The following is a 21,455-nucleotide window of genomic DNA, read 5'->3' as shown; positions in this document are numbered from 1 at the left end:
GCAATTCATTATCCACAACTGAGGTCAATCATATTCGGGCGGGTTGGATTTTCCCGACGGTTCTCAGGGGTGACAAGCATGTTCAATACAGCAAAAATGGCTCTCCTTGCCGCGCTGTTCGCAGGCGTGGCCGGGCCGGTTTTCGCCGCCGATCTGGCGGAACCGCCGGTGGTCGAGGAAGCGCCTCCGCCGGTTGCCTATGAGCCGCCGGCCGATTTCGGTGGCTGGTACATCCGCGGCGACATCGACTATCATAAGTCGGATTTGCGCGGCATCGACTATATCACCTACGGACCGCCTCCCGGCAGCAATGTTTTCGATTCCGGCGAGCTTAAGGGCGGCTTCTCACTCGGCGCCGGCATTGGCTACAAGATCAACGATCATTTCCGTACCGACCTGACAGCCGACTATTGGTTCGCTTCGGACTTCAACGGATCAACCAACGATGGCGTTACGACATCGGTCGAAGTGTCGAAAATGAGCGCATTGCTGCTCTTGGCCAACGCCTATTACGATATCGGCACCTGGCACGGCATCACGCCGTATGTTGGCGCTGGCATCGGCGGCGCGCACGTCAAATGGGATACCGTTCACGACCCGAACACAACCGAGACCAACCCCGGGTCGAAGAATTGGCGCTTTGCCTACGCGCTCATGGCCGGCGCGTCCTATTGCCTTACCGACAGGGTGATCCTGGATGCCGGCTATCGCTACTCTCACATTGAGGGAGGCCGCATGTTCGACTTCGACGTGAGCAGTTCCGGGCCCGGCTTCGACCATGGCATCAACACACATGAGGTACGCGGCGGTCTGCGCTATCAGTTCGGCGGCAATAATGGTTGCACATCGCCGGAACCCTACGTTCCCGAGCCGGAGCCGATCTACACCAAGTAGTCGCTTCGAAATCCTGGAATTCGCGAACCGCCCGGTTATGCCGGGCGGTTTTCGTTTGGCGATTGCGGTGCATTTCCATCGGCCGCCTGCGCTGAAGAAAGCCTGCCGAAATCAATTCGGTAACGCCGCGTTATCCTTAACCCGCACTTAACCACTATGGTTAACAATGCCTATTGAAACGGCGCTTGCAATCAAATGACGCGCGCCAATTTCAGGAGCCGGGGACCCATGAATTTCAAATCGCTGACAGTGCCGGCGCTCGCCGCACTCGTGCTTGCTCCGCTGACGCCCGCGCAGGCCGCCGACTACGATCCGCCGGTCTATGTCGATCAGGCGCCGGACTATCAACCGGTCGAGGTCGGCTCGGGCTGGTACCTGCGCGGCGACGTCTCCTATCTGGCGCAGAAGAGCTACCAGGATCAGGATTTCACCTTCGCGCCGGCGAGCTTCAGCGAAAAGCAGGATCCCGCCTTTGCCAGCATCGGCTTCGGTTATCATTTCAACGACTATCTGCGCGCCGATATCAATCTCGGCTATCTGCCGGGCAACAAGGTTGGCATCCACTATGACGACACCGCGACCGTGATACCGCCGGCCACTGCAACGGTGGCGTCGGCGTCCCTGGAGAATTATTCTCTGTCGGGGATGGTCAATGGCTATGTCGATCTTGGCACCTATGTCGGGATCACACCCTATTTGGGTGCCGGCATCGGGCTGGTCCGGAGCAAATACAAGCTGTCGGCGAGTTACTTCACCGACAATCTCGACCCTACCGATGATTTCGTCAGGAGCGACAACAAGACCCAGTATGCCTTGGCCTATACGCTGGATGCAGGCTTGGCCTATCAGATCACCAAGAATGTCTCCGTCGATCTCGGCTATCAGTATTTTTCGGCGCCGGATGCCGAATATGTCACGGCCGCGAGCCTGACGTCGTATCCGATCCGAAAGGGCATCAGCAATCATCAGGTCAAACTCGGGCTGCGCTACGACCTCTGGTAGGCTAGCTGTAGACACGAAGCCTGACGGCGGATCTTTTCGATCCGCCGTTTGCCTTTGGGCTCACGACATCCTGATCGCGGATTGCTTGTATCTTGTCCGCGACAAAAACTTTCCTCTTGACGCCTGATGGCTGAACGCATATCGCCGTCCGTGGGCCACCCCTCCCCAACGAGGGGCCACTATCTGGAAGGATAGACCACGATGACGACGCATACGAAGCCCGGACTCCGTCCGGCAAACCCCAATTTCTCCTCAGGTCCCTGCGCAAAACGCCCCGGCTGGTCGGTCGAGGCGCTGAAGAACGCTGCGCTCGGCCGTTCCCACCGCGCCAAGATCGGCAAGACCAAGCTCGAACAGGCGATTGAGCTGACGCGGGAAATTCTCCAGGTCCCAGCGGACTACCGCATCGGCATCGTGCCGGCGTCGGACACAGGTGCCGTCGAGATGGCGCTGTGGTCGCTGCTTGGCGAGCGCGGCGTCGACATGGTCGCCTGGGAAAGCTTTGGCTCCGGCTGGGTGACCGATGTCGTCAAGCAGCTGAAGCTCGCCGATACCAGAAAGATCGAAGCGGGTTATGGCGAGCTGCCTGATCTGGCGAAGATCGATTTCGACCGCGACGTGGTCTTCACCTGGAACGGCACGACCTCAGGCGTTCGGGTGCCGAACGGCGATTTCATTCCCGCCGACCGCAAAGGGTTGACGATCTGCGACGCGACCTCGGCCGCCTTCGCCCAGAGGCTCGATTTCCAGAAGCTGGATGTCGTCACCTTCTCCTGGCAGAAAGTGTTGGGCGGCGAGGGCGCGCACGGCATGCTGATCCTCAGCCCGCGCGCCGTCGAGCGGCTGGAAACCTACAAGCCGGCGTGGCCGCTGCCAAAGATCTTCCGCCTGACGTCGGGCGGCAAGCTGATCGAAGGCATCTTCAAAGGCGAGACCATCAACACGCCGTCGATGCTGTGCGTCGAGGATTATCTCGACGCGCTCAATTGGGCGAAGTCGATCGGCGGTCTCGACGCGTTGATTGCCAGAGCGGATGCCAACGCCGCTGTGCTCGACGGCTTTGTCGACAGATCCTCATGGCTCGGCCATCTCGCAGTCGATGCGGCGACAAGGTCCAACACTTCCGTGTGTCTGTCCTTCACCGACGCTCAAGTCGCGGCACTCGATGCCGACGGACAGGCGGCTTTCGCCAAGGGGCTCGTGTCGGTGCTCGACAAGGAAGGCGTTGCCTATGACATCGGCGCCTATCGCGACGCACCGCCCGGCCTGCGCATCTGGTGTGGCGCGACGGTCGAGACAGCCGACCTCGAAGCGCTGCTGCCCTGGCTCGACTGGGCCTTTGCCGCGCAGAAGGCGTCGCTGAAAGCGGCGGCCTGAGATTTCTTGCGGCGGCCTTCGGGCCGCCCATTCCCACGGATCAAGTTCCATTTGAAGGAGGTCGCCATGGCGCCCCGCGTTCTCGTCTCAGACAAACTCTCCACCACCGCCGTGCAGATATTCAAAGACCGCGGCATCGAGGTCGACTACCTGCCCGATCTCGGCAAGGACAAGGAAAAACTGCTTGAAGTCATCGACCAATATGACGGTCTTGCCATCCGCTCGGCGACCAAGGTCACCGAAAAGCTGATCAATGCCGCCACCAGGCTGAAGGTCGTGGGCCGTGCCGGCATCGGCGTCGACAATGTCGACATCCCGGCGGCGAGCCGCAAGGGCATCATCGTGATGAACACGCCCTTCGGCAATTCGATCACCACCGCCGAGCATGCGGTGGCGATGATCTTCGCGCTGGCCCGCCAGATTCCGGAGGCCAACGCCTCCACCCATGCCGGCAAATGGGAAAAGAACCGCTTCATGGGCATCGAGATCACCGGCAAGACGCTGGGTGTCATCGGCTGCGGTAACATCGGGTCGATCGTCGCCACGCGCGGCGTCGGGCTGAAGATGCATGTCATTGCTTTCGACCCGTTCCTGTCGGACAGCCGCGCCGAGGAGCTCGGCGTCGAAAAAGTAGAGCTCGACGAGCTGTTCGCCCGCGCCGACTTCATCACCTTGCATACGCCGCTGACCGACAAGACGCGCAACATTATCGACGCCGCCGCGATCGCCAAGATGAAGACCGGCGTGCGCATCATCAATTGTGCGCGTGGCGGGCTGATCGTCGAGGCCGATCTGGTCGCGGCGCTGAAGAGCGGCAAGGTGGCAGGCGCCGGCATCGACGTGTTCGAGGTCGAACCGGCGGAGAACCACGAATTGTTCGGTATGGAGAATGTCGTGGCAACGCCGCATCTCGGCGCTTCGACCACCGAAGCGCAGGAGAATGTCGCGCTGCATGTCGCCGAGCAGATGTCGGACTACCTGATCAAGGGTGCCATTTCCAACGCCATCAACATGCCGTCGATCACCGCCGAGGAAGCGCCGCGGCTGAAGCCTTTCGTCAAGCTGGCCGAAGTGCTCGGCGCCTTCGTCGGCCAGGTCACCGAGGATCCGATCAAGGAGGTCGAGATCCTGTTCGACGGCTCGACCGCGACGATGAACACACGCGCGCTGATCAGCGCCACGCTTGCCGGCCTGATCCGGCCGCAGGTCTCCGACGTCAACATGGTGTCGGCGCCGATCATGGTGAAGGAACGCGGCATCATCGTTGCCGAGGTCAAGCGCGACAAGTCGGGCGTGTTCGACGGCTACATCAAGCTGACGGTCAAGACCGAGCACATGACGCGCTCGATCGCCGGCACCTGCTTCTCCGACGGCAAGCCGCGGTTCATCCAGATCAAAGGCATCAATCTCGACGCCGAGGTCGGCCAGCACATGCTCTACACAACCAATGCCGATGCGCCCGGCATTATCGGCCTGCTGGGCACGGTGTGCGGCGAGAACGGCGTCAACATCGCCAATTTCCAGCTGGGACGTAACCGGCCAGGCGGCGACGCGATTGCGCTGCTCTATCTCGATGCGCCGTTCCCGGAGAATGTGCTGGAACAGGTCAAGGCGCACAAGTCGATCGACTCGGCCAAACGGCTGCAGTTCGACGTCAACGCGATGTGATCCTGACGTAGCGACGGTATCGAAGGCGCGGGCTTTGTTGGGCGCAATCCCTAGGGAAAGCGCTGCGCGCCTTTCCCGGGAAAACCGGTTCCCGCTTTCCTGGGATTGCTCTAGTCGGCGCCTTCTTCGTTTAAGACCAGCGGCAGGTCCGCCATCTTGCGCCCACTATATTCGGCGAGCGAGATGCCGCCCAGCACCAGGACGAGCGCCAGCGCCTGGTAGGGCTGGAATGTCTCGCCCACGATCAGCACCGACAGCAGCGTGCCGAAGATCGGCACCAGGTTGATGAACAGCCCGGCCCGGTTGGCGCCGATCAGTTCGTTGCCCCTGATGTAGAGGATCTGCGAAATGACCGAGGCGCCGACCGCTGTGTAGACAATGATAAGCCAGCCGCTGATATCGGGGACGATGACCTTGCCAGCCGCGGCTTCCCACAGGACAAAAGGCAGCGAGGTGATCAACGCTGCGATCGACAGCGCCAGCATCAGGCTTTGCCAGCGCATCTCCGGTTTCAGCCGCAGCCCGACCGAGTAGCCGCTGTAGAGGATGACGGCGATCAGCATGATGGCGTCGCCGAAATTGAGTTCCAGCGTCAGCAGCCGGCGCGGGTCGCCGTGGCAGGCGGTCAGCACCACGCCCGCAATGGTCAGCACGACGCCGGCGACCTGCGCCCAGTTCACCCGCAAGCGGAAAAAGATGAAATTGGCGACGATGATCAGGATCGGCATCGCCGCCTGTTCGATCGAGACGTTGATCGCTGTCGTATAGTTGAGCGCCGTGTAGAAGATGGTGTTGAACAAGGTGAAGCCGCAGGCGCCAAGCACGCCGAGCAGCAGCCAGTGTTTGCCCACCACCGGCCAGTCTTCACGGATCGTGCGCCAGCCGATCGGCAACATGATCGCCACCGCCAGAAGCCAGCGCAGGAAGACCAGCATCATCGGCGAGACATGATCGATCGCCAGCTTGCCGGCGACGGAATTGCCGCCCCACAGCAAGGTGGTGATCAGCAGGAACAGGTAGGCGCGTCGATGCATTGCGGGATTCCGGTCGCCGCAGGAGCTGCGGCGTTTGCCGGCCTATTGCCCCCGCCAGGCCAAGTAAATGATGTCAAAGCCGAAATTTGTTGTGCCTCAGGGCATTTTCGGCGGCAAAGAAAGGTCGCACTCGCGAGGTCTTGACGCTATAGAGGCCTGTCGTTTCGAACCATATCCAGGCCGCCAGGGCGGCATCTCAAGGGAAAAGAAACATGGCCAATGTGGTGGTCGTCGGCTCGCAATGGGGCGACGAAGGCAAGGGCAAGATCGTCGACTGGTTGTCGGAGCGCGCCGACGTGGTCGTGCGCTTCCAGGGCGGCCACAATGCCGGCCATACGCTGGTCGTCGACGGCAAGGTCTACAAACTGTCGCTGCTGCCGTCGGGCGTGGTGCGGCAAGGCAAGCTGTCGATCATCGGCAATGGCGTCGTCTTCGACCCGCACGCCTTTGTCGCTGAAGTGGCAAAACTCAAGGCGCAAGGCGTCGAGGTGACGCCGGACCGCCTGAAAATAGCCGAAAACACCGCGCTCATCCTGTCTCTGCACCGGGAACTGGACGGATTCCGCGAGGACGCCGCGTCCAATTCCGGCACAAAGATTGGCACGACCCGTCGTGGCATCGGCCCCGCCTATGAGGACAAGGTGGGCCGGCGCGCGGTTCGGGTGATGGATCTGGCGGATTTGGAAACGCTGCCCCTCAAGGTCGACAGGCTGCTGACGCATCACAATGCGCTGCGTCGCGGGCTTGGCCATGGCGAAGTCACCCATGAGGCGATCATGACCGAGCTGACCTCGGTCGCCGATGAGATCCTGCCCTATATGGACCGCGTCTGGAAAATCCTCGACGACAAGCGCCGCGCCGGCGAGCGCATCCTGTTCGAGGGCGCGCAAGGCACGTTGCTCGACATCGACCACGGCACCTACCCGTTCGTCACCTCGTCCAACACCGTCGCCGGCCAGGCTGCCGCCGGCTCAGGCGTCGGCCCGGGCGCCATCGGCTATGTCCTCGGCATCACCAAGGCCTATACGACGCGTGTCGGCGAAGGCCCGTTCCCGACCGAACAGAAGAACGAGATCGGCGAATTCCTCGGCACGCGCGGCCACGAATTTGGCGTCGTCACCGGCCGCAAGCGCCGCTGCGGCTGGTTCGACGCCGTGCTGGTGCGCCAGGCCGTCGCCGTCAACGGCATCAAAGGCATCGCGCTGACCAAGCTCGACGTGCTCGACGGGCTGGACGAGATCAAGGTCTGCACGGGTTACCGGCTCGACGGCGAGACCATCGACTATCTGCCGGCCAGTCAGGGCGCGCAGGCGCGCGTCGAACCGGTCTACGAGACGCTGGAAGGCTGGAAAGGCACCACTGCCGGCGCGCGCAGCTGGAACGATCTTCCGGCCCAGGCCGTCAAATATGTCCGGTACATCGAAGAGCTGATCGGCGCACCGGTCGCGCTTCTTTCCACCAGCCCGGAACGGGACGACACGATACTTGTGACCGATCCGTTTCAAGACTAGTTTTCTGAAGCCTTTCCGGACATCGCGGCCGATTTGCGGGGGCCGGCGCGGAAACAAACTACAGGTCGACTGAAGCATGGCAGATTTCGTTGCTGTTCTGAAAAAGGCGCTCGACAAATATGGCGAGCCGGCGCTCGACGTGCGCACGCGGACCTACGACGGCGCCCGTGCGGCGCTGGTCAAGAAGCTTGCGGATTTCTCGCCGCCGCTGTCCGCCGACGTCATCGCCAAGCAGAAACGCTCCCTGGAAGACGCCATCTCAAGTGTCGAGCGAGACTACGCCAAGGCGACGCCGGCTTCCGATCCGCTGGCCGAGCTTGAGCACATCTTCTCCTCCATCGACCGCAACAAGAACCAGCCCAGCCATGTCAAGCCGCTCGCTGCGCCTGCACCTGCCTGGCAGCCGGCGAAACCCGTGCAGCCGGCGCCGGCTGCCCGGACGGAGCCGAGCTGGCAGCGGCCCGCGCCGACACCGCCGCCGCCTGCGGCGCGCGCAGAAACAATCAACGAGCAAGCCGCGGAGCTGGACGCCGACGACGATAGCGCCGATGTGTTTGCCAATGGCGAGCAGCCGGCCGCGGACACGTTCCAGCGGCTGCGCCCGGCCGAGCGCAAGCGCAGCTATGGCGGGCTGATCGCCGCTGTCGTCGCGCTGCTGGTGGTCGCCGGCGGCGGCTACGGCATCTGGCTGAACAAGGATGCGTTTGGCTCGATGTTCGGTGTCGGCGACACCAAGACAGTCTCGACCGAACCGCTGGTCAAGCCGGCGCCGGCCAAGCCCGCGGCCGAGGCGCTCGCACCGGCTGCTGCCGGCGAAGGAACGAAATTCACGCAGCGCCTTACGCCCGAAGGCGGCGAGACCGACCCCGGTCCCGCGGCCGGTCAAAGCGGCATTGGCGAGGGCGAATCCGTCGCCGCGCTGACCACGCCACCGCCTCCGACTCCGGCACCTGCGACTCCGGCACCTGCGACTCCGGCCCCTGCGGCTCCGGCCCCTGCGGCGCCAGCGCCGGCGACCCCAGCGCCCGGCGATACCGCAGCCACGGTGGCGCCCGCCACGCCGGCGCCTGACGCTTCCGCCACGCCACCGGCAACGCCGCCAACCGATGGCGCCGCGCCGCCGGCCAATGGGGCAGCACCGGCTGATACCGCGGCCACGCCGCCAGCGCCCGCAACCGGCACGCCGCCCGCGGCACCGACGGCCGCCGCTCCGGAGCCAACCGTTGCGGTCGGCCAGAAGGCGATCTTCTATGAGGAACGCACCTCGACCGCGCAGGGCTCGGCCGAGCCCGGCAGCATCGTCTGGTCGCTGGTGCAGGAATCGCCCGGCGGGGACCTGCCGCCGGAACCGGCGATTCGCGCCGAAGCGAGCATTCCCGGCAAGGACATCCAACTTCGCATGACCATCCGCCGCAACACCGACCAGACGTTGCCGGCCAGCCACATCATCGAGATGATCTTCCTGACACCCGAGGGCTTTGACGGCGGCGGCGTCGACAACATCCTGCGCGTTGCGATGAAGAGCTCGGAGCAGGATGCCGGCAGCCCGCTGATCGGCATTCCGGCCAAGATCGCCGACGGCTTCTTCCTGGTGGCGCTCAACGACACCAAGGCCGACGAGGACGCCAATCTGACCTTGCTTCGCGGCCAGGACTGGATCGACGTGCCGGTGGTCTACAAGACCGGACGCCGGGCGCTGCTGACCATGGAAAAAGGCATCCCCGGCGAGAAGGTGTTCGACGAGGCGCTGAAGGCCTGGCAGGCGAAGACTGCGGGCTGATGGGGCAGCGTTAAAGCTGCCTGCTCTTTCCCCGAGCGGCGAGCGGGCCTAGCTCAAAACGGGCGATGCTTGGCTAGCGGCAGCCCGTTTCGCCTGACGTAGTCGTTCCAGCTTTCGATGGCATCCTTGTTTTCTTCTTGCCATCGGCGTGTCTTTTCCGCAGCGATCGCCTTTGCAAGGCCGGTCTCGGCGGCGCTACCGATGTCGATCCCCAAGGCCCTCGCTTCTTCGATCAATCGGAGGTCAATGGAAAATTTGAGCGGTTTTCGCGACGACTGAGCATCAGCCATTTGAACAGCCCTATCCATACCTACGGACAAGAGCATGGCAGCGCGCTTGAAAGACTGCAAGCTCAGCCTTCCATCTCCTCGCGCAGCATTTCCAGTTCCAGCCACTCTTCCTCGAGTGCTGCCAGCGTGGCGCGTTCCTTGTCGAGGGCGGCGATGGTTTTCTGGAATGAGGCGGGGTCGCGCTCGTAATAGGCGGGATCGGCGATGTTGTTCTCCAGCCGCGAGATCGAGGCCGTCACTGCCTCGATTTTCTTGGGCAACGTTTCCAGCGCGAATTTCTGCTTGAACGACAGTTTCTTCGCGGGGCCTTTCGGTGCTGCCGCCTCGCTTTTGGCTGATGTCGGCGCTTCGCCAACCTCAGCCTTTGGCCTAGCCTTGCGGTCGTCGAGCCGGGTGCCGCCGCGCTGCGCCAGCATGTCGGAATAGCCGCCAGCATATTCGATCCAGCGGCCGCCACCATCCGGCGCGATGATGCTGGTGACGGTGCGGTCGAGGAAGTCGCGGTCGTGGCTGACCAGGATGACTGTGCCGGCAAAACCGGCGACCAGTTCCTGCAACAGTTCCAGCGTCTCCATGTCGAGATCGTTGGTCGGCTCATCAAGCACCAGAAGGTTCGCCGGCCGCGCCAAAACGCGCGCCAAGAGCAGACGCGCCCGCTCGCCGCCGGACAGCTCGCGCACCGGCGTCCGCGCCTGTTCCGGCTTGAACAGGAAATCCTTCATGTAGGAAACGACATGGCGCTGCTCGCCATTGATGACGAGGTTTTCGCCGCGCCCGTCGGTGAGATATTGCGCCAGCGTCTCGGCCGGATCGACCGACTCGCGCTTCTGGTCGAGCGTGGCGATTTCAAGATTGGTGCCGAGCCGCACCGAGCCGGCATCGGGCTTCATCTCGCCGGTCAGCATCTTCAGCAGCGTCGTCTTGCCGGCGCCGTTCGGTCCGACCAGGCCGACGCGATCGCCGCGCTGGATGCGGGTCGAGAAACCCTTGACCACCGTGAGGTCGCCAAAGCTCTTCTCGACGTTCTTCGCCTCAATCACCAGTTTGCCGGATTCGGCGGCGTCGCTGGCCACCATGGTGGCCGAGCCTTCGGCGCCGCGATGGCCGCGAAAGCGCTGACGCATGGTCTGTAATTCGCCGAGCCGGCGCATGTTGCGCTTGCGCCGCGCCGTCACGCCATAGCGTAGCCAGTGCTCCTCGCGCACGATCTGCCGGCCAAGCTTGTGCTGCTCGCGCTCTTCCTCTTCCAACACAAGGTCGCGCCATTCCTCGAAATGGCTAAAGCCCTTGTCGAGGCGGCGGGTCTGGCCGCGGTCGAGCCAGACGGTAGCGCGCGAGACGCGTTCGAGGAAGCGACGGTCGTGCGAGATGACGATCAGCGCCGACGAGGTGCGGACAAGCTCCTCTTCCAGCCATTCGATGACAGACAGATCGAGATGGTTGGTCGGCTCATCAAGCAGCAGAATATCAGGCTCCGGCGCCATCACACGAGCAAGTGCTGCGCGACGCGCCTCGCCGCCGGAGAGATCGTTGGGGTTCTCCGTACCGGCGAGACCGAGATGCTCCATCAGATAGGTGGCGCGGTAGGGATCGTCGGCCGGCCCAAGCCCGGCCTCGACATAGGCGCGCACATTGGCAAAGCCATCCATGTCGGGCATTTGCGGGAGATAGCGCACCGTTGCCGAAGGCTGGCGGAAGACTTCGCCGTCCTGCGGCTCGATCAACCCGGCGGCAATCTTCAGCAGCGTCGACTTGCCGGAGCCATTGCGGCCGACGAGCGCAATCTTGTCGCCGGCGGACGCGGTGAGTTCAGCGCCGTCGAGCAGCGGCGTGCCGCCGAAGGTCAGTCTTATCCCGTCGAGGTTGAGAAGGGGCGGGGCCATGTCAGCTTTCAGGCAAGGGATAGGGATGAGCGAGCAGCAGCGCGCGGCCATGGCCGAGCGCGATTTCGAGCCGGCCCCCGGTCTTCTCTGACTTGACCTCGTTGGAGATGGTGAGCGACGAGCCGAAGGCAACCTCGACATGGTCGAGCGGCCATTTGGCGCCGGACACGGTGAGGCCCGAAAGATCGGAAAAGCCGAGCACGGAAAACAACGTGCCGTCGGCGTAGTCGAAGCCGGCCTTGCCCGGCAGCAAGGGCACCCCCTCCTGCGCGCCGCTGGTCAACAGCACTTTCGTGCCGGTCTCGGCCAGCCGCAGGCTGAGCGCCAGATGAAGGTACGCATGGTCGGCGCGCTTGCCACCGAAAGCGCCGGCCAGCACCAGGTTGGTGGCGCCGCGCTCCAGTGCGGCGGCGATGGCCAGCTCCCCGTCGGTCTTATCCTTTTCGGGCGGAAATACCTGGCGCGGCACGGCGGCGAGATCGGCGGGAAGGTCCGCGGGCACGGAATCGAAGTCGCCCACCCAAAGCTCCGGCATCAGGCCGAGCATCCGGGCATGGCCGATGCCGGCGTCGGCGGCGATGACGCGCGTGCCTTCGACCTGGCGGTCGAGCCGCGGCGTGCGGATGAGATCGCCGCCAAGCAGGATGGTGAATGTGCTCATATCCGGTGGCCCTTACCAGCCCCGCCGGCGAAACGGAAGGCCGAGCCTTGGCTAGCTTTTTGTTGGAGCATGATCTCAGGACAAAACGGTTCCCGTTCGTCCGAGAAACCGGTTCCCACTTTTCGGATCATGCTCTGGCAAAGTTCCGCTTGCGTGGCACCTTGGCCGGCCCTATGTGTCGAAACGCTCTAACGGGGTGCCGAACGCGATGTTTTCGCGGGTCGGCTGAGAGGCAGTCTCGCCAACCCGCTGAACCTGATCCGGTTTGTACCGGCGGAGGGATTAGACGCTTCGGACAGACCGACGCCTCAATTCCTTTCAAACACGAATGAAGGAGGTGCCGATGCGCATGTTTTTGTCCCGTCTTGTCCCAGCCCTGGGTCTTGCTTTTTTGCTTCTCGCCGTGCCTGCGTCCGCGCAGGAAAAACTCACCGTCTACACCTATGAGAGTTTCACTGCCGATTGGGGCCCGGGTCCTGCGGTGAAGAAGGAATTCGAGGCCGAATGCGGCTGCAGCGTCGACTTCGTCTCGGTCGCCGACGGCGTTGCGCTGCTCAATCGCGTCAAGCTCGAAGGGGCCTCGACCAAGGCCGATATCGTGCTTGGTCTCGACACCAACCTCACCGCCGAGGCCAAGGCCTCCGGCCTGTTTGTCCCGCATGGCGCGGTGGCTGAAAACAGCGTGCCGGGCGGCTGGAGAGACGATGTTTTCGTCCCCTTCGACTATGGCTATTTCGCCGTCGTCTACGACACTGAGAAGCTGAAGACCCCGCCGAAGAGCCTGAAGGAATTGGTCGAAGGCGCTGCCGCCGACAAGATCGTCATCCAGGATCCGCGCACGTCGACGCCGGGTCTTGGCCTGCTGCTGTGGGTCAAGTCGGTCTATGGCGACAAGGCGCCAGAGGCCTGGGCGAAGCTCAAGCCTAAGGTACTGACGGTGACGCCCGGCTGGAGCGAGGCCTATGGCCTGTTCACCAAGGGCGAGGCGCCCATGGTGCTGTCCTACACGACGTCGCCGGCCTACCACATGGTGGCCGAGAACACCGAGCGCTATCAGGCGGCGTCCTTCGAGGAAGGCGAATATCTGCAGATCGAGGTCGCCGGCATTACCACCACGGGCGCGAAAAACCCGCTGGCGGCAAAGTTCCTGGCCTTCATGACCGGGCCGAAATTCCAGGACGTAATTCCCGAGACCAACTGGATGTTCCCGGCAGGCAAGACCGACAAGCCGCTCAATCCGGCCTTCGACAAACTGGTCAAGCCGGCGAAGACGCTGCTGTTCAGCCCGGAAGAGGTTGCGGCCAACCGCAAGGCTTGGGTGGATGAGTGGCTGGCGGTGATGAGCAAGTAGCTTTGGCTGGATAATCGGAAGATGACCGCTCTACGACGCCCCCCTCTGTCCTGCCGGACATCTCCCCCACGAGGGGGGAGATTGGGTGTCGCCTCGGCTTTCGCCAACCTCCAACGTTTTGAGCGGAGCGCGGAAACTGCTGATCTCCCCCCTCGTGGGGGAGATGTCCGGCAGGACAGAGGGGGGCGCGAAGAAACGCGACGCCCGCTAAAGATCTTTTGGGCGGTCCGGCGTGCAACGCTCTGACCCCCGCATCGCCGCCGGCATCGTTGCGCTCGGCGCAATAGCGCTGCTGATCGGCGGCGCCTTTGCCGGCCTCATCCTCGAAGGCGCGCACGACCTCCGCGGTGCTGCGTCCGCCTTCGATCTCTATCTCCTGCGCGTCGTCCGCTTCACGCTCTGGCAAGCAGTGCTTTCGACGCTGCTTTCCGTCGTACCGGCGCTCTTCGTCGCCCGTGCTCTGTCGCGGCATCCGCGCTTCTTTGGCCGCGGTTTCATCCTGCAACTGTTCACCGTGCCGCTGGCACTGCCGGCCATTGTCGCGGCACTGGGCATACTGGCGCTCTATGGCCGGGCCGGCTACTTCGCCGGGGTCGCCGGCCAAAGCTGGCCCGATATCTATGGCCTCTCGGGCATCCTCGTCGCTCATGTCTTCTTCAATCTGCCGCTGGCAACACGGCTGTTCCTTGAGGCACTGGGCACGGTGCCTGCTGATCAATGGCGGCTGGCAAGCCAGCTCGGCATGGGGGCGAGACCAGCCTTCCGGCTGATCGAATGGCCGGTGCTGCGATCGGCTTTGCCGGGCGTCGCCGGCCTTGTCTTCATGCTTTGCATCACCTCCTTCACCATCGTGCTCATCCTCGGCGGCGGGCCGGCGGCGACGACGCTGGAGGTCGCCATCTACCAAGCGCTGCGCTTCGATTTCGATCCCGCGCGGGCAGTTACACTGACAGTGCTGCAAATTGCCCTGACCTTTGCCGTCGTGCTGGCGCTGACGCGGCTTGGCGCCAATGTGACCGGGGATGCGAACCTGCCTGTGGCGCCGCGCCGCTATCTCTCGGCCGGCCCGGTCGAAACGGCGCTCAACGCGGCCCTGATCGTGCTCGCCTTGCTGTTCGTCGCCGGGCCGATGGCGGCAACCGTCGCATCCGGCCTTGGCGCCGATCTCAGCCGGCTGGCTGGCGAGAGCGCGGTGCGCCAGGCGACGCTGACCAGCGCCATTCTCGGCCTGCTGGCGGCGTTGCTTTCGGTGGTGCTGTCGCTGTCGCTGATCATGGCGCGCCGGGCGCTGTCCCTGCACCGCCGTGGCAGCGCTCGCCCGCTTCTCGAGCACGCCACGGACACCGGCGCCGGTTTTGTCCTCGTCGTGCCGCCCATCGTCATCGGCGCCGGCTGGTTCCTTTTGTTGCGGACGGTCAGCGACGTCTTTGCCATCGCGCCCGTCATGGTCGTCACCGTCAACGGAGTGATGGCGATGCCCTTTGCCATCCGCGCCATGCGCCCCACCTATGACGCGGCGAGCGAGCGCCACGAAAAGCTGTGCGCGCAGCTCGGCATTTCGGGCTGGAGCCGGCTGTGGCTGATCGACTGGCCGTCGCTGCGACGGCCGCTGGCCACCGGCTTTGCCTTCGCCATGGCGCTGTCGCTCGGCGATCTTGGTGTCATCGCGCTGTTCGGCAGCGATTCGGTGCAGACCTTGCCCTATCTCCTCTTGGCGCGCATGGGCAGCTACCGCACAGCCGACGCCGCCGGGCTGGCTTTGCTGCTCGGGGCGGTCTGCCTGGCTCTGGTGGTCGCCGCGGATTGGTTGGGACGAGGAGAAAAATCGTGACTTCCGCCATGGAAAAAGGCGCGGTCGTGCGGCTGGACAAGGTCTCGTTCAGCTATGGCGAGGCGCCGTTCCTGTTCGATGTCGAGTTCACTGCCTCGAAAATCACCGCCATCATGGGGGCGAGCGGTTCGGGAAAGTCGACCCTGCTCAACCTTGTGGCCGGCTTCGAGACGCCGCAATCCGGCAGCGTGCTGATCGGCGGCGCCGATGTTGGCGCTTCCGCGCCTTCGGCGCGCCCGGTCTCGATGGTGTTCCAGGAGAACAACCTCTTTGCCCATCTCTCGGTGGAAAAGAACGTCGGGCTCGGCCGCTCGCCCTCGCTTAGCCTGACGCAAACCGATCGCGCGGCCATCGCGGAGGCGCTCGCGCGTGTCGGCCTTGCCGGCAAGGAAAAGCGGCTGCCGCGCGAGCTCTCCGGCGGTGAAAGACAGCGGGTGGCGCTCGCCCGCGTGCTGGTGCGCGACCGGCCGGTCCTGTTGCTCGACGAGCCGTTCGCTTCGCTCGGACCCGCGCTGCGCGACGACATGCTCGACCTCGTGGCCGGCGTCCATGCCGAGCGGGCTATGACGGTGTTGTTCGTCACGCATCAGCCGGAAGACGCGCGCCGCATCGGAGAGCAGATGGTTTTTCTGGACAATGGCAGCGTTGCCTCAACGGGATCTGCCGCCGATTTTTTCGACGGCACTGGTCCTGAAGCGTTTCGGCGCTATATCGGCGCAAGTTCGGGCGGATCACGCGATATTGCCCGGAAGCGGACATAATTTACGACCAAACCGGCTACAGGTGATGTGGCGCTTGCTTGCCATGGTCCAACTGATGTGGCTAGGTCCGCCTAAGTATTGGTCCGGCACGAGCCGTGATTTGCCCCCTACAGCGCCGCATCCATCCGGGTGTGTAAAACGCTGTAGGTTTTTTGATTTGTGCAGGATTGCCACCGAAAAATTCGATTTTCGCTGGCGCGGACTCCTGGGTCCAGGTCATGCGCCGAGAACTGAAGGGACGCCGTGCTGTCGACCGGCACTGACACTTTGAGACGCAGACCGCTGGCGCGCTTCCTGGCGCTGGCCGGCCTTGCCGTGGCGCTGGCCAGTTGCCAGATGTTCACGCCTCCGGAAGTGCAGGAATCCGGCTTCCAGCCTTCCGACAAGCCGATCACGGTCGACAATGTCGCCGCCAACAGCAAGCTCGCCGAACTGGCGAAGGCGCAGCACCCGCGCATCCTTGCCACCTATGGCGGCGAATATTCCGATCCCAAGCTCGAGCGCATGGTGGCCAAGGTCGTCGGCAGCCTGACCGTGGTGTCGGCCAATCCGACCCAGACCTATCGCATCACCATCCTCAATTCGCCCAACGTCAACGCCTTCGCGCTGCCGGGCGGCTATCTTTACGTCACTCGCGGCCTGCTGGCGCTGGCCAATGATTCGGCCGAGCTCGCCGCCGTCATCGCGCATGAGATGGGCCACGTCACCGCCAACCATGGCCTGCAGCGCCAGCAGCTCGAGGCCGAGGAAGGCCTGGCGACCAAGGTGGTCTCCGATGTGCTCGGCGACAGCCCGACCGCCAAGGCGGCCTTGATCCGCGGCAAGCTCAGGCTGGCGCAGTTCTCGCGCAACCAGGAGCTGGAGGCCGACGCCATCGGCATCAAGTCGATCGGCGAAGCCGGCTACGATCCCTATGCCGCCGGCCGCTTCCTGCAGTCGATGTCGGCCTATACCGATTTCCGCTCGATCAGCGGCGCCACCGATGCCAGCCTCGACTTCCTGGCCACGCACCCCAACACGCCGCAGCGTATCGATCTGGCGCAGCGCCACGCCCGCCAGTTCGGTGCGCCGGGCGTCGGCACGCGCGACCGCGATTCCTTCCTGGCTGGCATTGACGGCCTGCTCTACGGCGACACGCCGGAAGAAGGCTATGTGCGCGGCCAGACCTTCCTGCATCCGGGGCTCGGCGTATCGTTCACCGTGCCGGACGGTTTCATCATCGACAATACGGCCGCAGCGGTGACGGCGACCGGGCCGGGCGACATGGCGATCCGCTTCGACGGCGTGTCGATCGACAAGGATCGTGCGCTGACCGACTATATCAGAAGCGGCTGGGTGGCCGGTCTCGACGAGACCAGCGTGCGCCAGGAGACGATCAACGGCAATGAGGCGGCGACCGCGCATGCCGGCGCCGACGGCTGGCAGTTCGACATTGCGGTGATCCGCGCCGGCGGCCAGGTCTACCGGCTGTTGACGGCGGCGCCCTCGGCAAGCACCACGCTCGATCCGGTGGCGCGTTCGGTCAGCGGCTCGTTCCGTATCCTGAGTGCTGCCGAGAAGGCGGCGCTGAAGCCACTGCACATCCGTGTCGTTACCGTTCAGGCTGGCCAGACCATGGGATCGCTGTCGGCGCAGATGGTCGGCGTCGACCGCAAGCTCGATCTGTTCAGGGTGCTCAACGCGATGTCGCCGGGCGCCTCGGTTTCGGCCGGCGACAAGGTCAAGATCGTTACGGACAAGTAGCAGCGCAGCCGGTTCGATAGTGTCTGCGCGTGCGATGTAGAGTTGAGATCACTGCCACTCTCAGAGATTGCTGTCGGTGTCAGTGTTAGTATCGGTACCGCTGTCGCCATCGGTGCCTTCGCTACTGGTGTTCTCGCCATCACCGGAATGTGCAGAACGGTGCTCGGAACCATCACCGTTGTTGCCGCTCCAGGCCATTCGGCCGGTTTGCAGCACGGGTTTGGCCGGGGTTGCCGCGGCTGTCCGCTTGCCTGGTTTTGGGGCCTTCGGTCTTGGCGCGGGTATGGGAACCACCTTTATTTTCGTGATGATTTTCGGGGGCCGGACCTTGCACGCCGGAATCGCCAAGGCGACCCGCTTCGGAGTGCTGAGAACACCCAGGGAATAGATCTCTTGCCGCTCCATCCCGGCTCTGAAGAATGCGAGCGCGCGGTCCGGATCAGCCGGAACACCATTGCGACCTTCCATGAAGATCGATGCGAGATCGTTCATGGCATCGATATGCCCCATCGCCGCAGATTTGAGCAGAAAGTCCAATCCCTTGGCGGTATCGCGCTGGACGCCTCGGCCATTGAACAGGGTGCGTCCCCACGCGGCCATGGCGTAGGGGTCACCTTTTTCGGATGCTTCTGAGTAGAGGCGGTTGGCCTGTTCGGGATCCACTGCCGTCCCTATTCCCGACGAGACGATGGAGCCGAGCGCGAAAGCCGCGCGAACATATCCCTTGTCGGCGGCCTGCTGGATTGCCTGCCTGGCCTCATTGACCTTGCCCGAGGCCAGCAACGCCCGTCCGAGTTGGTAACGGAAGCGGGCAATGTCCGGATAGGCCTTCACCGAGGCCTGGCAGAGTTCAACCGCGTCGTCGCCAATCTCGTTCGCCAGCCGGCCCGGAACAACGCCTTGCAGGTCGAGAGGCTCGCCCGCCGCTCGATCGCAGGGATCGACGCTTGGTGACAGCTTCAGCATCGCCTGCTTGGATGCGTTGTCGGCACGGATCTGAAAGCCGATCTCGACCGGCGTCGCGGAGCCGATCTGCGCCTCGTAGCGCAACTTGTCGACATCGTCGGCCATCAGGCTCGATTGAGGCGACAGGATGCGGTCCGGCAGGGACAGCGTCCCGGTTGCCGGATAGCTTGCAAGCTCCAGGCTGATCGATGGATCCTTGGTCGGGAAATCCAGCTTGAGCGGGATCGGGCCGACGCCGACGGGAATTTCGATGTCGTGGTTTTCGATCGCCTCGGCGGCGTCAGCGACACGAATGCCGCGCTCAACCACCTGCTGCTTGTGCTCGGCCGCGAGCGAGGCCACGAGCTGCTCGCCCTCGGCGCCCGCGCCGTTTCTGATCCGCAACAGCAGAACGCCCTGGGATTCGCCGCCCCACTCGTTGTGCGTGGTGTAGGCCAGCGTTTCCACCTGTTCCTGCCCACCCGCCAATGCGGGGGCGTCCATGCGCAGACGCGGCAGGTCGGTGCCCTCGATCCTTTCGCCCATGGCCAAGAGCTTGCCATCAAGCGTCAGCCGTCCGAGTGCCGGCAGGCTTTCGATGCTGACGCTGATCGCGCCACCATCGACGTCTACTGGCGCCGGCAGATCCAGCGCGACTGGCCCGATGCCGGACGGCACGATTTTCTCCAGCACCGGCGGCAGCGCCGGGCGGTTGGCGCGGGGCATCAGAAAGACATCGTCGAGAAGCGAGGAATTTTCCCATGGAACCTGCTTGCCACCGGTTGCCTTGACCACATCGCGGCGCACGGCGGCCATGACAGCCCTGATCTCCTGGTTCGGCGCCAACGCGCGACGGGAGAAGGCGGAGGAAAACGGGCTGAGATTGCCGCTCCCGTCATAGGCAACGGCTCCCGGCTCGGTGGCAAAGGCGATCAGCGCGTTCTCTGAACCCTTCACCTGCGCCAACCCGCTACCGCTGGCGACGATCAGCTGGTCGCGAAGCCAATAGTTCTTACGCGGAAAAGGATTGTTGCGGCAGGCGTCGAGGATGATCACCTGGATTTTCGATTTCGAGCGCAACTGCTGCAACATGTCGTCGAGCTTGATTGCCTGGACTTCCACGTCGGCCGCATCCTTAAGCGTGGCGTCGACCGGGATGAGAAAGTTCTCGCCGCCGATCTGGAAGCCGTGACCCGAATAATAGACCACGGCGAGATCAGCGCCGTCGGCCGCCGCGAGATAGGTGCGGAAACGCATCTCGAACTGAAGCCTGGTCAAATCCTTGGCGACGAAAACGTCGAAGCCGGCCGTCCGGAACGTGCTTGCGATGTCTCCGGCGTCCTTGTCCGGGTTCTTGAGCGCCGGAAGCTCCCGGTATTCGGAATTGCCGATCACAAAAGCAACCTTTCGATCGGCACTAGCCTCGAAAGTCGTCAGGGTCACAAGGATCAAAGCTGCAAGAAACACGCAGAGTCGCGACATGGCAAAATCCTCATCCGCTATGATCTGGTGAACCCCAACAGACACCCTGCAGCTCAGCAGGTCTGTTAAAGAATTCACAATCTGCGAATGAGAGGCGAGGAAATCTGATGTGCTGGCCTTATGTGCTGATCGGAAAATATCTTAATACTGCTGCCAACCGGGAATTTCAGGCTGCCTGCGTCTGAAATTCCGGGTTCTGCTTGACCAGCGCGACCTTCAGCTTTTCCATGGCGCGGGCCTCGATCTGGCGGACACGCTCCTTGGAAATGCCGAGCGTCTCGCCGAGCGCTTCCAGCGTAGCGCCCTCGTCGGTCAGCCGGCGTTCCTCGATGATCCTGAGTTCGCGGGCATTGAGCGCGCCAAGCGCTGCTCTCAGCCAGAGCAGGCGGCGTTCGAAATCGATGGTGTCGCTGGCGACTTCGTCCGGCAGCGGATCGTCCGAAATCAGGAAGTCCATGCGCTCGGTGGTGCCGCTGTCGTCGGCGAGCGGCGCGTTGAGCGAGGAGTCAGGCGCGGAGAGCCTGGAATCCATCATCGCCACGTCGGCCTCGGAGACGCCGAGCGCTACCGAGACTTCGCGATAGAGCGTGGCGTTGGAGATCGGCTCGGCGCCATTGGCCAGCCGGGCGCGCAAGCGCCGCAGATTGAAGAACAGCGCCTTTTGTGCCGAAGAGGTGCCGCCGCGCACGATCGACCAGTTGCGCAGGATGTAGTCCTGCATCGAGGCGCGGATCCACCAGGTCGCATAGGTCGAGAAGCGCACCTCGCGCTCCGGCTCGAAGCGCGCCGCCGCTTCCAGCAGCCCGACATGGCCTTCCTGGACCAGATCGCCGAGCGGCAGTCCGTAGTGGCGGAATTTCGAAGCCATGGAGATGACCAGCCGCATATGCGCGACGGTGATCTGGTGCAGGGCCTGCTGGTCCTGGTCTTCCTTCCAGCGTAAGGCGAGAACATGTTCCTCGTCGCGCTCGAGATAGGGGGCCTTCATCGCCGCGCGGACCATGGTCCGTCCTGCCGTGTCTTCGATCATGCCGCGCTCCTGCTCCCGGACATTTTCGGACGGCCTGGCGGCCGCTGGCTCTATCTTGACGCAATCCCGGACGGAAAACCGGTTTCCCACTTTTCCTGGGAATTGCTTTGGGTCTGGCGCAGCTAGGGTTCTTGAAATGGAAACGCAGCGCCCTACAACAGGGCATGAACGTGCCACACCGGGGATTGGTTCCGCCGCCGATGGTGGTTGTT

At 63.5% G+C, this 21,455-nt stretch carries 16 protein-coding genes and 1 riboswitch; of the genes, 10 read left to right on the top strand and 6 right to left on the bottom strand.

Annotated features, from left to right (window positions below; translation table 11 throughout):
- The first annotated feature begins 78 nt into the window (after positions 1-78).
- The 4 genes from AC1D1L_RS10280 (at position 79) to serA (ending at position 4,941) form a co-directional block, all read left to right on the top strand.
- The gene (locus AC1D1L_RS10280; RefSeq protein ID WP_352590033.1) at positions 79-894 is read left to right on the top strand and encodes an outer membrane protein; all 816 of its coding nucleotides are present in this window, start codon (positions 79-81) and stop codon (positions 892-894) included.
- Between the two features lie 228 nt (positions 895-1,122).
- Entirely contained in the window at positions 1,123-1,896 is a 774-nt protein-coding gene (locus AC1D1L_RS10275) for an outer membrane protein (RefSeq protein ID WP_477340971.1), read from the top strand.
- A 201-nt stretch (positions 1,897-2,097) separates the two neighbouring features.
- Positions 2,098-3,273: a phosphoserine transaminase gene (locus AC1D1L_RS10270; RefSeq protein ID WP_352590028.1), complete on the top strand. Its 1,176-nt coding sequence runs from the start codon at positions 2,098-2,100 to the stop codon at positions 3,271-3,273.
- 66 nt (positions 3,274-3,339) lie between these two features.
- Positions 3,340-4,941, top strand: a complete 1,602-nt coding sequence (gene serA / locus AC1D1L_RS10265; RefSeq protein WP_112559818.1) for a phosphoglycerate dehydrogenase — start codon at positions 3,340-3,342, stop codon at positions 4,939-4,941.
- 110 nt (positions 4,942-5,051) lie between these two features.
- On the opposite strand, the gene AC1D1L_RS10260 is transcribed toward serA, so the two are convergent.
- Positions 5,052-5,975: a DMT family transporter gene (locus AC1D1L_RS10260; protein WP_477340968.1), complete on the bottom strand. Its 924-nt coding sequence runs from the start codon at positions 5,973-5,975 to the stop codon at positions 5,052-5,054.
- 212 nt (positions 5,976-6,187) lie between these two features.
- Here AC1D1L_RS10260 and AC1D1L_RS10255 point away from each other — a divergent pair, with 212 nt between their 5' ends.
- Together AC1D1L_RS10255 and AC1D1L_RS10250 are read left to right on the top strand one after the other, a co-directional pair.
- Positions 6,188-7,486, top strand: coding sequence for an adenylosuccinate synthase (locus tag AC1D1L_RS10255; protein ID WP_023684197.1), 1,299 nt, complete (start codon positions 6,188-6,190; stop codon positions 7,484-7,486).
- A gap of 76 nt (positions 7,487-7,562) precedes the next feature.
- Complete coding sequence (locus tag AC1D1L_RS10250) at positions 7,563-9,266, top strand: hypothetical protein (RefSeq protein ID WP_477340966.1); 1,704 nt, start codon at positions 7,563-7,565, stop codon at positions 9,264-9,266.
- Between the two features lie 53 nt (positions 9,267-9,319).
- On the opposite strand, the gene AC1D1L_RS10245 is transcribed toward AC1D1L_RS10250, so the two are convergent.
- The 3 genes from AC1D1L_RS10245 to AC1D1L_RS10235 form a co-directional block, all read right to left on the bottom strand.
- Positions 9,320-9,556, bottom strand: a complete 237-nt coding sequence (locus AC1D1L_RS10245) for a type II toxin-antitoxin system CcdA family antitoxin (protein ID WP_477340964.1) — start codon at positions 9,554-9,556, stop codon at positions 9,320-9,322.
- Between the two features lie 62 nt (positions 9,557-9,618).
- Positions 9,619-11,439, bottom strand: coding sequence for an ABC-F family ATP-binding cassette domain-containing protein (locus AC1D1L_RS10240; protein WP_477340962.1), 1,821 nt, complete (start codon positions 11,437-11,439; stop codon positions 9,619-9,621).
- A gap of 1 nt (position 11,440) precedes the next feature.
- A complete protein-coding gene (locus AC1D1L_RS10235) occupies positions 11,441-12,100 on the bottom strand; it encodes a thiamine diphosphokinase (protein WP_477340960.1) in 660 nt (219 codons plus the stop codon).
- Between the two features lie 182 nt (positions 12,101-12,282).
- Positions 12,283-12,399: riboswitch (TPP riboswitch) on the top strand.
- A 44-nt stretch (positions 12,400-12,443) separates the two neighbouring features.
- Between AC1D1L_RS10235 and thiB the strand changes: the two genes are divergently transcribed.
- The 4 genes from thiB (at position 12,444) to AC1D1L_RS10215 (ending at position 17,786) form a co-directional block, all read left to right on the top strand.
- On the top strand, positions 12,444-13,451 hold the full coding sequence (gene thiB / locus AC1D1L_RS10230) for a thiamine ABC transporter substrate binding subunit (RefSeq protein ID WP_477340958.1): 1,008 nt from the start codon (positions 12,444-12,446) through the stop codon (positions 13,449-13,451).
- A 232-nt stretch (positions 13,452-13,683) separates the two neighbouring features.
- On the top strand, positions 13,684-15,282 hold the full coding sequence (thiP, locus tag AC1D1L_RS10225; RefSeq protein ID WP_477340957.1) for a thiamine/thiamine pyrophosphate ABC transporter permease: 1,599 nt from the start codon (positions 13,684-13,686) through the stop codon (positions 15,280-15,282).
- A gap of 8 nt (positions 15,283-15,290) precedes the next feature.
- Positions 15,291-16,043 (top strand): thiamine ABC transporter ATP-binding protein, encoded by a 753-nt coding sequence (thiQ, locus tag AC1D1L_RS10220; RefSeq protein WP_477341458.1) that lies wholly within the window; start codon positions 15,291-15,293, stop codon positions 16,041-16,043.
- Between the two features lie 336 nt (positions 16,044-16,379).
- Complete coding sequence (locus AC1D1L_RS10215) at positions 16,380-17,786, top strand: M48 family metalloprotease (RefSeq protein ID WP_246750080.1); 1,407 nt, start codon at positions 16,380-16,382, stop codon at positions 17,784-17,786.
- A 60-nt stretch (positions 17,787-17,846) separates the two neighbouring features.
- On the opposite strand, the gene AC1D1L_RS10210 is transcribed toward AC1D1L_RS10215, so the two are convergent.
- Complete coding sequence (locus AC1D1L_RS10210; protein ID WP_477340955.1) at positions 17,847-20,213, bottom strand: caspase family protein; 2,367 nt, start codon at positions 20,211-20,213, stop codon at positions 17,847-17,849.
- Between the two features lie 166 nt (positions 20,214-20,379).
- Entirely contained in the window at positions 20,380-21,243 is an 864-nt protein-coding gene (locus AC1D1L_RS10205; protein WP_352589996.1) for an RNA polymerase factor sigma-32, read from the bottom strand.
- Between the last annotated feature and the right edge of the window lie 212 nt (positions 21,244-21,455).

This window comes from Mesorhizobium sp. P2_D6 (assembly GCF_056404315.1).
This window is presented reverse-complemented; position numbering and strand designations above follow the sequence as displayed.